This window comes from Hydrogenophaga sp. FW305-3-2-15-A-LB1 (genome assembly GCF_058787875.1).
Genome location: NZ_JBYTAE010000033.1, coordinates 40,490 through 53,841, shown reverse-complemented (window position 1 = coordinate 53,841; position 13,352 = coordinate 40,490). Strand labels below are relative to the sequence as shown.

General features: G+C 70.9%; 13 protein-coding genes. 12 read left to right on the top strand and 1 reads right to left on the bottom strand.

Features of this window, described 5'->3' with window-relative positions:
- From AC3WPZ_RS12280 to epsG, 4 genes are all read left to right on the top strand, one after another.
- Positions 1–1,015: EpsD family peptidyl-prolyl cis-trans isomerase (locus AC3WPZ_RS12280; RefSeq protein WP_492439800.1), on the top strand; the 1,015-nt coding region annotated here is incomplete at its 5' end.
- Positions 1,012–1,821 (top strand): polysaccharide export protein EpsE, encoded by an 810-nt coding sequence (gene epsE / locus AC3WPZ_RS12275; RefSeq protein WP_492439798.1) that lies wholly within the window; start codon positions 1,012–1,014, stop codon positions 1,819–1,821. The genes AC3WPZ_RS12280 and epsE, both read left to right, overlap by 4 nt.
- A gap of 9 nt (positions 1,822–1,830) precedes the next feature.
- A complete protein-coding gene (epsF, locus tag AC3WPZ_RS12270) occupies positions 1,831–3,204 on the top strand; it encodes a chain length determinant protein EpsF (RefSeq protein WP_382160917.1) in 1,374 nt (457 codons plus the stop codon).
- Positions 3,201–4,061: a chain length determinant protein tyrosine kinase EpsG gene (epsG, locus tag AC3WPZ_RS12265; protein WP_382160920.1), complete on the top strand. Its 861-nt coding sequence runs from the start codon at positions 3,201–3,203 to the stop codon at positions 4,059–4,061. The genes epsF and epsG overlap by 4 nt, the downstream gene beginning before the upstream one ends.
- Here epsG and AC3WPZ_RS12260 read toward each other — a convergent pair.
- Entirely contained in the window at positions 4,055–4,456 is a 402-nt protein-coding gene (locus tag AC3WPZ_RS12260; protein ID WP_492439795.1) for a VanZ family protein, read from the bottom strand. The genes epsG and AC3WPZ_RS12260 overlap by 7 nt on opposite strands.
- On the opposite strand from AC3WPZ_RS12260, the gene xrtB reads away from it, so the two are divergent.
- From xrtB to AC3WPZ_RS12220, 8 genes are read left to right on the top strand one after another with little or no spacing between them, the layout of a single operon-like run.
- Positions 4,455–5,360, top strand: a complete 906-nt coding sequence (xrtB, locus tag AC3WPZ_RS12255) for an exosortase B (RefSeq protein WP_492439793.1) — start codon at positions 4,455–4,457, stop codon at positions 5,358–5,360. The genes AC3WPZ_RS12260 and xrtB overlap by 2 nt on opposite strands.
- A 4-nt stretch (positions 5,361–5,364) precedes the next feature.
- Positions 5,365–6,078: an exosortase-associated protein EpsI, B-type gene (epsI, locus tag AC3WPZ_RS12250; RefSeq protein ID WP_382160928.1), complete on the top strand. Its 714-nt coding sequence runs from the start codon at positions 5,365–5,367 to the stop codon at positions 6,076–6,078.
- Positions 6,075–7,193 carry a GDP-mannose 4,6-dehydratase gene (gmd, locus tag AC3WPZ_RS12245; RefSeq protein WP_382160930.1) on the top strand — a complete coding sequence of 373 codons (1,119 nt, stop codon included), beginning with the start codon at positions 6,075–6,077 and terminating at the stop codon, positions 7,191–7,193. The genes epsI and gmd overlap by 4 nt, the downstream gene beginning before the upstream one ends.
- Before the next feature lie 7 nt (positions 7,194–7,200).
- Entirely contained in the window at positions 7,201–8,196 is a 996-nt protein-coding gene (locus AC3WPZ_RS12240; protein WP_492439790.1) for a GDP-L-fucose synthase family protein, read from the top strand.
- Between the two features lie 27 nt (positions 8,197–8,223).
- Positions 8,224–9,273 (top strand): CgeB family protein, encoded by a 1,050-nt coding sequence (locus tag AC3WPZ_RS12235; protein WP_382160936.1) that lies wholly within the window; start codon positions 8,224–8,226, stop codon positions 9,271–9,273.
- Positions 9,270–10,580: a lipopolysaccharide biosynthesis protein gene (locus tag AC3WPZ_RS12230; RefSeq protein ID WP_492439788.1), complete on the top strand. Its 1,311-nt coding sequence runs from the start codon at positions 9,270–9,272 to the stop codon at positions 10,578–10,580. Before AC3WPZ_RS12235 ends, AC3WPZ_RS12230 begins: the two co-directional genes overlap by 4 nt.
- The gene (locus tag AC3WPZ_RS12225) at positions 10,577–11,737 is read left to right on the top strand and encodes a glycosyltransferase family 4 protein (RefSeq protein ID WP_492439786.1); all 1,161 of its coding nucleotides are present in this window, start codon (positions 10,577–10,579) and stop codon (positions 11,735–11,737) included. Before AC3WPZ_RS12230 ends, AC3WPZ_RS12225 begins: the two co-directional genes overlap by 4 nt.
- Complete coding sequence (locus AC3WPZ_RS12220; RefSeq protein WP_492439784.1) at positions 11,734–13,350, top strand: hypothetical protein; 1,617 nt, start codon at positions 11,734–11,736, stop codon at positions 13,348–13,350. The genes AC3WPZ_RS12225 and AC3WPZ_RS12220 overlap by 4 nt, the downstream gene beginning before the upstream one ends.
- Positions 13,351–13,352: the final 2 nt, after the last annotated feature.

The window sequence follows — 13,352 nt, the reverse complement described above, 5'->3', positions numbered from 1 at the left end:
GGCCATGACCACCCGCAGATTCCCCTCCCCCACCGCGCCCCGCCTGACCGCGCTGGCTGTGCTGCTCACGCTGGCCTTGAGCGCGTGCGGCGCCAAGGACGAAGGCACGCAGGCCACGCAGGTGGCCGCCAAGGTCGGCTCCAACGAGATCTCCGTGCACCAGATCAACCAGGTGCTCGCCCGCACGCCGATGGCCAACGCCTCCAAGGAAGCCGTGCAGGCGGCCAGCCAGCAGGTGCTCGAACGCCTGATCGACCAGCAGCTGGCGGTGGACCAGGCCACCGAGAACAAGCTGCACCGCTCGCCCGACGTGGTGGCCCAGCTCGAGGCCGCGCGCCGCGAGGTGCTGGCGCGCGCCTACCTGCAGCAGCTCACCGGCGCCATGCCCAAGCCCACGCCCGAAGAGGTGAAGGGCTACTACGACACCCACCCGGCCCTGTTCTCGGAACGCCGCGTGTTCAACCTGCAGGAAATCCGCGTGCCGGTGGCCACCGAGGTGTTGAAAGACCTGACCAGCATGGCCACGCAGGCCCGGCCCATCGACGAGGTGGCCAGCATGCTGCGCGCGCGCAACGTGCAGTTCGGCGGCGGCAGCGCCACGCGCACGGCCGAGCAGGTGCCGCTGGAGCTGCTGCCGCGCCTGCACGCGCTCAAGGACGGCCAGAGCCTGGTGGTGAAGAACGGCGACGCCGCCACCTTCCTGCGCGTGGCCTCGTCGCAGCAGATCCCGGTGGGCGAGACCGCGGCCACGCCGGGCATCGAGAAGTTCCTGGGCAACCGCCGCTCCACCGAGCTCGTGAACAGCGAACTCAAGCGCCTGCGCGAAGCCACCACCGTCACCTACCTCGGTGGCTTCGAAGCGCCCGCCCGCGCCACCCCGGGCGCCGACAAGCCCGACGCGGCCGCCGCGAACGGCCCCGCGCTCACCACGCCGCTGGCCGCCGACGACAAGGTGGCGCCCGCGGCCGGTGAAGACCAGGGCGCCATCGAACGCGGCCTGCAAGGTCTGAAGTGAGCACGCGCGCGCTGCTCAGTGCCTGCCTGCTGGCCGTGGCCGCCTGCTTCGGCGCCACGGCGCAGGCCCAGACCGGCCCGGTCGACTACCCGCTGGCCGCGGGCGACACGGTGCGCGTCCAGGTGTTCCAGAACCCGGACCTCGCGCTGGAGACGCGCATCACCGAGAGCGGCACGATCTCTTTCCCCCTCATCGGCGCGGTGCGCCTGGGCGGCCTGTCGGTGAGCGCGGCCGAGAAGAAGATCGCCGATGCGCTGCAGAGCGGCGGCTTCCTGCAGAACCCGCAGGTCACGCTGCTGCTCACGCAGATCCGCGGCAGCCAGGTCTCGGTGCTCGGCCAGGTGGGCCGGCCCGGCCGCTTCCCGCTGGAGACCGCCGGCACCCGCCTGAGCGACATGCTCGCCAACGCCGGCGGCACCACGCCCGGCGGCGACGACGTGGTCATCGTCACCGGCCAGCGCGACGGCCAGGCCTTTCGCAAGACCATCGACCTGCCCTCGCTGTTCCTGCGCGAGAACCGCGCGGACGACATCGTGCTGGGCAGCGGCGACGTGATCTACGTGCACCGCGCGCCGGTGTTCTACGTGTACGGCGAGGCCCAGCGGCCGGGCTCGTTCCGCATCGAACGCGGCATGACGGTGATGCAGGCGCTGGCGCAGGCCGGTGGCCCGACCGCGCGCGGCTCGCGCAGCCGCCTGGAGCTGCACCGCCAGCAGGACGACGGCAGCGTGCAGACCCTGGCGCCCGAGATGAATGACCCGGTCCGGTCCAACGACGTGCTCTACGTGCGCGAGAGCCTGTTCTGAGCGAACCCCATGACGCCCCAACAACTTCTGACCGTGCTGCGCGCGCGCTGGCTCGTGGTCTTCCTCACCTTCGTGCTCGTGGTGGCGGCCGTCGCCACCGTGACGCTGATGGCTGACAAGCAGTACACCGCTTCCGCCGCCGTGGTGCTGGACGTGAAGTCACCCGACCCGGTGAGCGGCCAGACCCTGGCGGGCCTGATGGCGCCCGGCTACATGGCCACGCAGGTGGACATCATCAAGAGCGACCGCGTCGCCAAGCGCGTGGTCAGCGCGCTGCGGCTGGACAGCAGCGCGGCGGTGCAATCGCAATGGCGTGAAGCCACCGAAGGCCGGGGCCAGATCACCGACTGGCTCTCGGCGCTGCTGCAGCGCAACCTGGACGTGAAGCCCTCGCGCGAGAGCAACGTGATCAGCATCGAGTACATGGGCGCCGACCCCAACTTCGCGGCGCTGGTGGCCAACGCCTTCGCGCGCGCCTATGTGGAGGTCAACCTGGAACTGCGCGTGGACCCGGCGCGCAGCTACGCGGGTTTCTTCGACGCCCAGACCCGCTCGGCGCGCGAGCGGCTCGAAGCCGCGCAGAAGGCCTTGTCGGACTTCCAGCAGGTCAACGGCATCACCTCCACCGACGAGCGCGTGGACTTCGAGACCGCCAAGCTCAACGAGACCAGCAGCCAGCTCACCTCCATCCAGGCCGCCACCACCGACAGCCAGAGCAAGCGCCAGCGCAGCGACGCCGACACCGTGGCCGAGGTCATGCAGAGCCCGCTGGTCAACGGCCTCAAGGGCGACATCGCCCGCCTCGAGGCGCGCCTGACCGAAACCGGCGTGAACCTGGGCAGGAACCACCCGCAGACGCTGCGCTACGAATCGGAGCTCGCCACGCTCAAGGCCCAGCTCGATGCCGAGACGCGCCAGATCACCAGCGCCATCACCACCACCTACCAGGTGAACCGCCAGCGCGAGGCCCAGCTGCAGGCGGCCCTGAACCAGCAGAAGGACCGCGTGCTCGAACTCAACAAGCAGCGCGACCAGATCGCGGTGCTGCGGCGCGACATCGAGTCGGCCCAGCGCGTGTTCGAGTCCGTGAGCCTGCGCGCCTCGCAGAGCAGCATCGAGAGCCAGACCAGCCAGACCAACATCGCGGTGCTCAACCCGGCGATCGCGCCCACCTTCCCCTCGGGCCCACGCGTCAAGCTCAACATCGCGATCGCCATGTTCCTCGGCGGCCTGCTCGGCGTGATGCTGGCCCTGGCGCTCGAATTCGCCAACCGCCGGGTGCGCTCGGCCGACGACCTGCGCGCCCTGCGCGACGTGGTGCCGCTGGGCAGCATCGGCCCGGCCGGCGGCATGATGAAACCCACCGCCGGAGCCCGCGCATGAACGCCCCGCTGGACTTCAAGCCGCAGGGCGCCATCGGCGACATCCTGGTCGCGCGCGGCCTGCTGCTGCCGGCCGACGTGGTGCGCGTGGTCGCCCGCCAGGCCAGCCACGACGAACCCTTCGGCGAAGCCGCCATCGCGCTCAAGCTGCTCGACCGCGCCGACCTCGACGCCGCGCTCTCGACCCAGTTCAACTACGGCTACCTGCAGGACGAGGACGCGCCGCTCAGCCGCGAGCTGGTCACGGCATTCAAGCCCTTCTCACGCGCCTCGGAAGAAATGCGCGCGCTGCGCGGCCAGCTCATGCTGCGCTGGTTCAACGACGACCGGCGCCGCCGCCTGCTCACCGTGGTGAGCCAGCGCCCGCGCGATGGCCGCAGCTTCATCGCGGCCAACCTGGCGGTGGTGTTCTCGCAGCAGGGCCAGCGCACGCTGCTGATCGACGCCAACCTGCGCGAGCCGCACCAGGCCAGGATGTTCCACACCACCGGCCACAGCGCGGGCCTGGCCGGCATCCTGGCCGGGCGCGCCGGGCTGGAGGTGATCGAGTCGGTGCCGGGCCTGCCCGGCCTGCGCGTGCTGCCGGCCGGCGCCGCGCCACCGAACCCGCAGGAGCTGGTGGGCATGCCCAGCTTCGGCGCGCTGCTGCAGCAGGTGAGCCAGAACCACGACGTGGTGCTGATCGACACGCCCGCGAGCGAGCGCTTCGCCGACGCGGAGATCATCGCCGCGCGCACCGGCGCGGCCCTGCTGGTCGCGCGCCGCCACCGCAGCCCGCTCGGCGGCCTGGGCGATCTCTCGCGCCGCCTGCAGGACACCGGCGTGGCCCTCGTGGGCTCGGTGCTGAACCATTACTGAGCCGTATGCGACGCCACCCACTCCCGCAGGCGAATGCGCACCGCGAGCACCGTGGTGCCCAGCGCCGCGCCCACCGCGTCGGCCACCAGGTCGTCGATGTCGGCGCTGCGCCCGGGCAGGCGCATCTGGCTGGCCTCGTCGAGCACGCCCACGAGCAGCGCGCCCGTGAAACCAATGACCATCGCCGACACCCCGCGGCGGCCGCTGGCGAAGCCGATCGCGCACGACAGCACGGCGTAGACCGCCATGTGGGCGAGCTTGTCCCATGGGGCCGGCACCAGGCCCACCGCGAAGGGCTGCGCGCCACCGATCCACAAGGCCAGCGGCACCGCCAGTGTCAGCGCCACGGCCAGCCAACGCGCCACGCGCTGCACGCGCCGAAGTGAGAAACCCATGAGCACCACCACACCTTCGATTGATACGGGCGCCGCGCCGATGGTGACGCGCCTTCTGCCCTGGCTGCCGATTATGGTCGGGCTGGCGGTGCTCTACGTGCCCACCCTCTACGACCTCTTCACTGGGATCTGGGCCCAGGACAATCAGTTCCACGGCCCCATCGTGCTGGCGATCTCGCTGTGGCTGCTGCACCGCAACTGGTGCGCGATGGAAGCCGCCTCGCAAGGCAGCCGGGGCAGCGCCTGGGGCTGGCCGCTGGTGCTGTTCGCGCTGGCCTGCTACGCGCTGGGCCGCTCGCAGGGCATGGGCATTCTCGAGGTCGGCTCGGTGATCTGGCTGCTGGCCGGCGTGGTGCTGCTCACGCACGGCGCGTCCGGCCTCAAGGCCCAGTGGTTCGCCTTCTTCTTCATGCTGTTCATGGTGCCGCTGCCCTCGCAGGTGGTGGACATCGTGACCATGCCGATGAAGATGATGGTCTCCTACGTGGCAGAGAACGTGCTCTACGCGCTGGGCTACCCGATCGGCCGCAACGGCGTGATCCTGCAGATCGGCCAGTACATGCTGCTGGTGGCCGACGCCTGCGCCGGCCTGCAGACGCTGCTCACGCTCGAAGCCCTGGGCCTGCTGTACCTGAACCTGGTGCGGCGCGACTCGCTGTTCCGCAACGTCGGCCTGGCCATCCTGATCGTGCCGATCTCGTTCACCGCCAACGTGATCCGCGTGATGGCGCTCAGCCTGATCACCTACCACTTCGGCAACGAGGCCGGCCAGGGTTTCCTGCACGGCTTCGCCGGCATGGTGCTGTTCCTCAGCGCCCTGCTGATGATCATCGCCTTCGACAGCGCGCTCCAGTGGGTGGAGCGCCTGCGCCAGCGGCCCGCCACCAGCCTGCAGAAAGCCTGACGCCATGGTCTTCCCCTTCAAGAACCTCTTGCTGATGGCGCTGATGCTGGCCTCGGCCGCGCTCGCCTACGCCATGCGCCCCACCGCCCGCCTGGCCGACGAGCGGCCCACCATCGACCTGGCCACGATGGTGCCGACCGAATTCAACGGCTGGCGCGAGCAGCCCAACGTGGCGGTGCAGATCATCGACCCCGAGCAGCAGGCCACCATCGAGGCCATCTACACCCAGACGCTCACGCGCAACTACATCCACGCCGACGGTTACCGCATCATGCTGTCGATCGCCTACGGCAACGACCAGAGCGACAACCTGCAGCTGCACAAGCCCGAGGTGTGTTACCCGGCGCAGGGCTTCAAGCTGGAGCGCATCGAGCGCGTGCCACTCCAGCTGCACGGCCGCGCCATCGCGGCCACCCGCCTGGAGACGCACCTGGGCAACCGCTACGAGCCCGTGACCTACTGGACCGTGGTGGGCGACCACGTCACCACCACCGGCATCGACAAGAAGCTGACCGAGATGCGCTACGGCCTGGGCGGCCGCGTGCCCGACGGCATGCTGGTGCGGGTCTCCTCCATCGACCGCGACAGCGCGCGCGCCCACCGCCAGCAGGCCCGCTTCGCGGCCGACCTGGTGGCCGCCCTGCCCGCCGAACACCGCGCCCGTTTCTCCGGCGTCGACAGCGCCACCACCACTGCCTCCACCCCGCCCGCACCATGAAGAAAAAAATCGCGCTCATCACGGGCATCACCGGACAGGACGGCGCCTACCTCGCCGAACTGCTGCTTCAGAAGGGCTACGAGGTGCACGGCATCAAGCGCCGCGCCTCGTCGTTCAACACCGACCGCATCGACCACCTCTACCAGGACCCGCACGAGTCCGGCCGCCGCCTGGTGCTGCACTACGGCGACCTGGCCGACAGCAGCAACCTGATCCGCATCGTCGGGCAGGTGCGCCCCGACGAGATCTACAACCTGGGCGCCATGAGCCACGTGGCGGTGAGCTTCGAGAGCCCCGAGTACACCGCCGACATCGATGCCGTCGGCACGCTGCGCCTGCTCGAGGCGGTGCGCCTGCTCGGCATGGAGAAACACTGCCGCTTCTACCAGGCCTCCACCAGCGAGCTCTACGGCCTGGTGCAGGAAACGCCGCAGAAGGAGACCACGCCCTTCTACCCGCGCAGCCCCTACGCGGTGGCCAAGCTCTACGCCTACTGGATCACGGTGAACTACCGCGAGGCCTACGGCATGTACGCCTGCAACGGCATCCTGTTCAACCACGAGAGCCCGATGCGCGGCGAGACCTTCGTCACGCGCAAGATCACGCGCGCGGTCTCGCGCATCGCGCTGGGCCTGCAGCGCTGCCTGCACCTGGGCAACCTGAGCGCGCTGCGCGACTGGGGCCACGCGCGCGACTACGTCGAGATGCAGTGGCTGATGCTGCAGCAGGAGCAGCCCGAGGACTTCGTCATCGCCACCGGCGTGCAGTACAGCGTGCGCCAGTTCGTGGAGATGGCCGCGCGGGAACTGGGCTTCACGCTCGACTGGGTGGGCGAAGGCAGCGACGAGGCCGGTGTGGTCGCGTCGGTGCAGCGGCCCGACCTGCGCTGTTCGGTGGGCGATGTGGTGGTGCGCGTGGACCCGCGCTACTACCGGCCCACCGAGGTGGAGACGCTGCTGGGCGACGCCAGCAAGGCGCGCACGCGCCTGGGCTGGACGCCGAAGACGACCCTGCCCCAGCTGGTGAGCGAGATGGTGCAGGCCGACTACCGCCTGGCGCGGCGCGATGCCATGGTCAAGCTGGCCGGCTTCCCCGCCTTCGAATACCAGGAGTGAGCACCCCATGCGCCACGATGCACGCATCTACGTCGCGGGCCACGGGGGCCTGGTGGGCTCGGCCATCGTGCGCCAGCTGCGCGCGGCCGGCTACCACCGCCTGCTGCTGCGCACGCACGCCGAGCTGGACCTGACGGACGCGGCGGCCACCGCCGACTTCTTCGCGCGCGAAAAACCCGAGTACGTCTTCCTCGCGGCCGCCCGCGTGGGCGGCATCCTGGCCAACCAGCAGTTCCCGGCCGACTTCATCCGCGACAACCTGCTGATCCAGACCCACGTGATCCACGAGGCCTGGCGCGCCGGCGTGCAGCGCCTGCTGTTCCTCGGGTCGAGCTGCATCTACCCGCGCCTGGCGCCGCAGCCGATGAAGGAGACCGACCTGCTCAGCGGCCCGCTGGAGGCCACCAACCGGCCCTACGCGCTGGCCAAGATCGCGGGCATCGAGATGTGCTGGAGCCACAACCGCCAGCACGGCACGCGCTTCCTGGCCGCGATGCCGACCAACCTGTACGGCATCGGCGACAACTACGACCTCGACACCAGCCACGTCATCCCGGCGCTGCTGCGCAAGTTCCACGAGGCGCGCGGGCGCGGCGCGCCCCAGGTCACGGTCTGGGGCAGCGGCACGCCGCGGCGCGAGTTCATGTACAGCGACGACATGGCCGCCGCCTGCCTGTTCCTGATGAAGCTGCCCGAGGCGCGCTTCCTGTCGCTGCTGGGCAGCGACGAGGCCGCCACCGGCCGCTTCGAGCCCCCGCTCATCAACATCGGCGTCGGCCACGACCTGAGCATCCGCGAACTGGCCCAGACCATCCAGCAGGTGGTGGGCTACCAGGGCGACGTGGTGTACGACACCAGCCGGCCCGACGGCACGCCGCGCAAGCTGATGGACGTCTCGCGCCTGCAGGCGCTGGGCTTCACGGCCAGCGTGCCGCTGGAGCAGGGCCTGCGCCGCGCCCTGGCCAGCGCCGATTTCGCGCGCGCCGTGGCGCGCGCGGCCTGATCGCGCCCACCGGCCATGCACACCCCCATGCCCTCCGTGCTCTACCTGGGCCAGAAGAGCGGGACCTGCCTGGACCGCGCGAACGCGCTGCGCCGCATCGGCTGCATGGTCGACCACATCGACCCGCGCGAGCTGCTGCCCGCCACGGTCTGGGTGGACCGCTGGACCTGGCGCATGGGGGGCCACTGGTTCTCGCCCTGGGCACAGCGCGCGCTGCAGGCGCGCCTGGGCTTCAAGCGCTACCACCTGTGCCACGTGGACTGCGGCGAATGGATCACCCCGGCGGTGATCGCGCTGCTGCGCCGGCACGCCCGCCACGTCATCAACTACAACAACGACGACCCCACCGGCGCGCGCGACGGCGCCCGCTTCGCCGCCTACCGGCAGGCCGTGCCGCACTACGACCTGGTGGCGGTGCTGCGCGAGACCAATGTGCCCGAGGTGAAGGCCCTGGGCGCGCGGCGCGTGCTGCGCGTGCACCACTGCGCGGACGAGGTGAGCCACGCGCCCCGCCCCTTGAGCGAGGCGGACCGGCAGACCTGGCACTCGCAGGTGCTGTTCCTGGGCACCTGGTTTCCCGAGCGCGGCCCCTTCCTGCTCGAGCTCATCCGCCTGGGCGTGCCGCTGACCATCCGCGGCCCGAACTGGCACAAGGCGCCCGAATGGGCCGAGCTCCAGCCGCATTGGGCCGGCGGCGCCATCGGCGGCGACCACTACGCCAAGGCGATCCAGTGCGCGCAGGTGAACCTGGGGCTGCTCTCGCGCGAGAACCGCGACCTGCACACCACCCGCTCGGTGGAGATCCCGGCGCTGGGCGGCCTGCTGTGCGCCGAGCGCACGCCCGAGCACACGGCCATGTACATCGAAGGCCAGGAAGCCCTGTTCTGGTCGGGCGCGGAAGAATGCGCCGCGGTGTGCCGCGAGGCGCTGGCCGACGAGCACCGGCGCCAGCGCGTGGCCAGCGCGGGGCATTGGCGCCACCTGCTGAGCCCCCACCGCAACGACGCGCTGATGCGCACCCTGCTGACGGCCGTCGACCAGATCGAAGCACCCGCGGTGCTGGAGCCCACGGCGTGAACCGCGCCTTGCGCCAGCGCGTGGTCGCCGGCATGGGCGCCAACTCGGTGGGCATGGCCATCACCATCGGCACCCAGCTCGCCTCGCTGCCCCTGTTTCTCGCGGTGTGGGACACGCGCACCTACGGCGTCTGGCTCATGATCAGCGCCCTGCCGGCCTACCTGTCGATGGCCGACGTGGGCATGGTGACCGCCGCCGGCAACCGCATGACCATGGCCATGGGCGCGGGCAACGCTGCCCTGGCCAACCGCGTGTTCCAGAGCGCGCAAGGTTTCGTGCTCTGTGTCTGCGGCGCGCTGGCGCTGCTGGCGCTGCCCGGCATCTGGTGGTCCGCGTGGCCGGCGGACGCCACCGCCGACCAGCGCCTGGCCCTGATGGCCCTGGTGGCCGGCGTGCTGGTCTCCTTCCTGGGCGGCCTGTCGGAACAGCTCTTCAAGGCCACCCACCGCTACGCGCAGGGCGCCTTGCTGGGCAACGCCACGCGCCTGGCCGAATGGGCGGGCTGGATGCTGGGCCTGCTGCTCTCGGGCAGCTTCACCGCCGTGGCCCTGGGCGGCCTGTTGTGCCGCATCGCCGGCACGCTGCTGTCGATGCAGGTCGCGCGCCACGGCTCGCACGGCCTGGCCTGGGGCCTGGCCGACGCGGCGCCGGCCGTGGTGCGCCAGATGGTCCGGCCGGCCGCCGCGTTCATGGCCTTTCCGCTCGCCAACGCCCTGAGCCTGCAGGGGGTGACCCTGCTGGTGGGCGCCCTGCTCGGCCCCGTGGCCGTGGCGGTGCTCAACACCTACCGCACGCTGGCGCGCACCGCGGTGCAGGCCACGGCGATCCTGAGCCACGCGCTGTGGCCCGAGTTCGCGCGCCTGTTCGGCCAGGGCGCGCTGGCCAGCCTGCGGCAGCTGGTGGGGCGCAGCGCCTGGTGGGGCGTGGCGCAATCGCTGCTGCTGAGCGCTGCGCTGTTCGCGCTCGCGCCCTGGCTGCTGCGCGCCTGGACGCATGGCGAGATCGGCTTCGACCCCTGGGTGTTCGGCCTGCTCATGGCCTACGCGGCGGTGGCCGGCCTGTGCCATGTGCCGCGCGTGCTGCTCATGTCCATCAACCGGCACGGTCCGCTGGCCGTCTGGTCGCTGCTGGCCAGCGCGCTGTGCGTGGCCCTGGTCTGGCTGCTGAACGAACCAATGGGCCTCACCGGGGCGGCCACGGCCATGCTGGCCAGCGAGGCCCTGCTGACCGGCATCTGCCTGCGGCTGGCCTGGGGCGCGATCGAGGCCCCCGCCGCCGCGCCGCGCGGCCAGGGGGTGGCGCCATGAAGGTCGCTCTCTCGGTGCCGGGCAAGTTCCACACCTTCGACCTGGCGCGCGAGCTGCACGCGCAGGGCGCGCTGGCCGGCATCCTCACCGGCTACCCGCGCTTCAAGCTGCGCCACGAGCAACTGCCCGCCTCGCTGATCCGCACCTTCCCCTGGTTCATGGCGCCCTACATGGCCAACCCGTGGCAGCACCGCCTGCCGCGCCGCTGGACGCGGGCGCAGGAACACCTGGTGGCCACCACCTTCACCGCGTGGGCCGCCGCCGCGCTGCCCGCCTGCGACGTGTACGTGGGCCTGTCGGGCAGCTCGCTCGCGGCGGGCCGGCGCCAGCAGCGCCAGGGCGGGCGCTACGTGTGCGACCGGGGCTCGGCCCACATCCGCGTGCAGGATGCGCTGTTGCGCGAGGAACACCACGAGTGGGGCCTGCCCTTCGAAGGCGTCGATCCGCGCAACCTGGAGCGCGAGGAGGCCGAGTACGCGCAGGCCGACTGCATCACCGTGCCCTCGGCCTTCGCGTGGCAATCGTTCATCCGCCAGGGCGTGCCGCCGCAGAAGGTGCGGCGCCTGCCCTACGGCGTCGATCTGGCGCGCTTCGCGCGCTCGGGCGAGCCCGACGCGCGGCGCTTCGACCTGCTCTTCGTCGGCGGCATGAGCCTGCAGAAGGGCGTGCCCTACCTGCTGCAGGCCTACCGCGCGCTCAAGCACCCCGCCAAGTCGCTGAAGATCGCGGGCACGCCTTCGCCCCAGCTGATCGCGCACCTGAGCGCCAAGGGCCTGTGGTCGCCCGGCATCGAGGTGCTGGGCCACGTGCCGCAGAGCGAACTCAGGCACCTCATGAGCCGCAGCCACGCCCTGGTGCTGCCCAGCGTGCAGGACGGCTTCGGCATGGTGCTCGCCCAGGCCATGGCCTGCGGCTGTCCCGTGATCGCCAGCGAGAACACCGGCGCGCGCGACCTCTTCGACGACGGGCAGGAAGGTTTCATCGTCCCGATCCGCAACGCGGCGGCGCTGGCCGATCGCCTGCAGCGGCTCGTGGACGAAACCGGCCTGCGCGAGCGCATGGCCGCGGCCTGCATCGAGCGCGTGCAGCGCCTGGGCGGCTGGCGCGACTACGGCCAGCGCGCGCTCGGCCTCTACCAGCAGCTGGTGGCGGCATGAGCAATGCCCGCTTCATCCTGCTGAGCCTGATGGCCCTGGCCACCCTGGCGCTGGCGGCGCAGATGGTGATCGATTTTTCGACCATCAACATCGGCGCAGCCTGCATCGTGTTCGCCTCGTCGATCGCGATGCTGCTGTACCTGCTGTGGACGCCGGCCCTGCACACCCACCCCCTCTCCACCTTCGCGCTCTTCGGCTTCTGCGTGACCACGCAGATGGGCGCGCTGCTGGGCCAGACCGTGTTCGGCACCTCGCTGGCGCAGAACCTGCGCCAGCCCCTGGAAACCTTCGCCACGCTGGCGGGCTTCCAGGTGATCGCGCTGCTGGCGCACATGCTCTACCGCTGGTTCCTGCACCCGGCCCCACCGCCGTCGCCGATGGCGGCCCCGCTGGTGGCCTCGCCCTCGCTCATCCGCCAGCTGCTCGGCAAGCTCGGCCTGTACGAGGCGCCGCCCACCAGCGCGCTGTGGCTCATGGGCTATGTGGGCCTGTTCGCCTTCCTCATCAGCGGCGGCAGCGAAGGCACCTTCCGCAAGGTGCTCGACGGCATGCGCTTCCTGACCTGGGCGCCGTTCCTGATCCCCATGTACCTGATCCAGGTCGGCCCCGCCTACTGCCGCCCGCGCCGGCAGTACCTGCACCTGCTGGGCTTCGGCAGCCTGGTGATCCTGCTGGGGCTGGCGGCCAATGTGCGCAGCATCATGCTGTCGGGCTTCGTCACCATCGCGCTGTTCGCGCTGCTCACCGCCCTGCGCAGCCAGAAGCCGGTGTCGGGCAAGCGCTGCCTGCAGCTGGGCCTGCTCGGCCTGGTGCTGGGCGCGGTGGCCATTCCCATGACCGACCTGGCCACCGCGATGGTGGTGGCGCGCAAGGTGCGCGGCGGCGTGTCCGCCGTGGACATGGTCAAGGAAACGCTCTACTACTTCCAGCGCCCCGAGCTGCTGGCGCAGCAGGAGCGCATGCAGCGCGACGCCGCCACCCTGGACAAGTACGACGAGTACTACTTCGAGAACCCGCTGCTGGCGCGGCTGATGGAGACCAAGTTCCACGACAACTCGCTGTACTTCGTCTCGCGCTTCTCGCAGAGCGACACCGCCCGCCTGGCGCAGACCTCGGTCGACCTGATGTGGTCCATCCTGCCCAACCCGGCGCTCAAGGCGCTGGGGGTGGACGTGAACAAGCGCGACCTCGAGTTCTCGATGGGCGACTACCTGAGCCACCTGAGCCAGGGCGGCCCGCTGGGCGGCTACCGCACCGGCTCCATGCTGGCCCAGGGCCTGGCGCTGCTGGGCATCGGCTTCGCGGTGGTGTACTTCTTCGCCTGCCTGGGGGTGTTCGCCCTGCTCGACCTGCTGTCCTACCGGCAGCGCTCCGGCCAGGTGCTGCTCAGCACCGTGGGCATGTTGTCGATCTGGAAGATCTTCCAGTACGGGCTCACCGCCGACGCCCTGCACGCCTGGGTCTCGCTGGTGTTCCGCGAACTGCCGCAGCAGGTGTTCTTCTTTGTCGTCATCACCACCTTCGTGCGGTGCCTGGGCCTGGTGTTCCAGGGCGGCGCCCGGCCCGACCCGCGCGCCACGCCACCCGCGCACGGTTTCCCCCTGCGGCCCTAGAC

Excerpts from the sequence above, each read along its gene's own strand:
- AC3WPZ_RS12235 (WP_382160936.1), top strand. The coding sequence starts at position 8,224 with ATGCCCTCCGTGCTCTACCTGGGCCAGAAGAGCGGGACCTGCCTGGAC.
- AC3WPZ_RS12260 (WP_492439795.1), bottom strand. The coding sequence starts at position 4,456 with ATGGGTTTCTCACTTCGGCGCGTGCAGCGCGTGGCGCGTTGGCTGGCC.
- xrtB (WP_492439793.1), top strand. The coding sequence starts at position 4,455 with ATGAGCACCACCACACCTTCGATTGATACGGGCGCCGCGCCGATGGTG.
- gmd (WP_382160930.1), top strand. The coding sequence starts at position 6,075 with ATGAAGAAAAAAATCGCGCTCATCACGGGCATCACCGGACAGGACGGC.
- AC3WPZ_RS12240 (WP_492439790.1), top strand. The coding sequence starts at position 7,201 with ATGCGCCACGATGCACGCATCTACGTCGCGGGCCACGGGGGCCTGGTG.
- epsF (WP_382160917.1), top strand. The coding sequence starts at position 1,831 with ATGACGCCCCAACAACTTCTGACCGTGCTGCGCGCGCGCTGGCTCGTG.
- AC3WPZ_RS12225 (WP_492439786.1), top strand. The coding sequence starts at position 10,577 with ATGAAGGTCGCTCTCTCGGTGCCGGGCAAGTTCCACACCTTCGACCTG.
- epsI (WP_382160928.1), top strand. The coding sequence starts at position 5,365 with ATGGTCTTCCCCTTCAAGAACCTCTTGCTGATGGCGCTGATGCTGGCC.
- epsG (WP_382160920.1), top strand. The coding sequence starts at position 3,201 with ATGAACGCCCCGCTGGACTTCAAGCCGCAGGGCGCCATCGGCGACATC.
- AC3WPZ_RS12220 (WP_492439784.1), top strand. The coding sequence starts at position 11,734 with ATGAGCAATGCCCGCTTCATCCTGCTGAGCCTGATGGCCCTGGCCACC.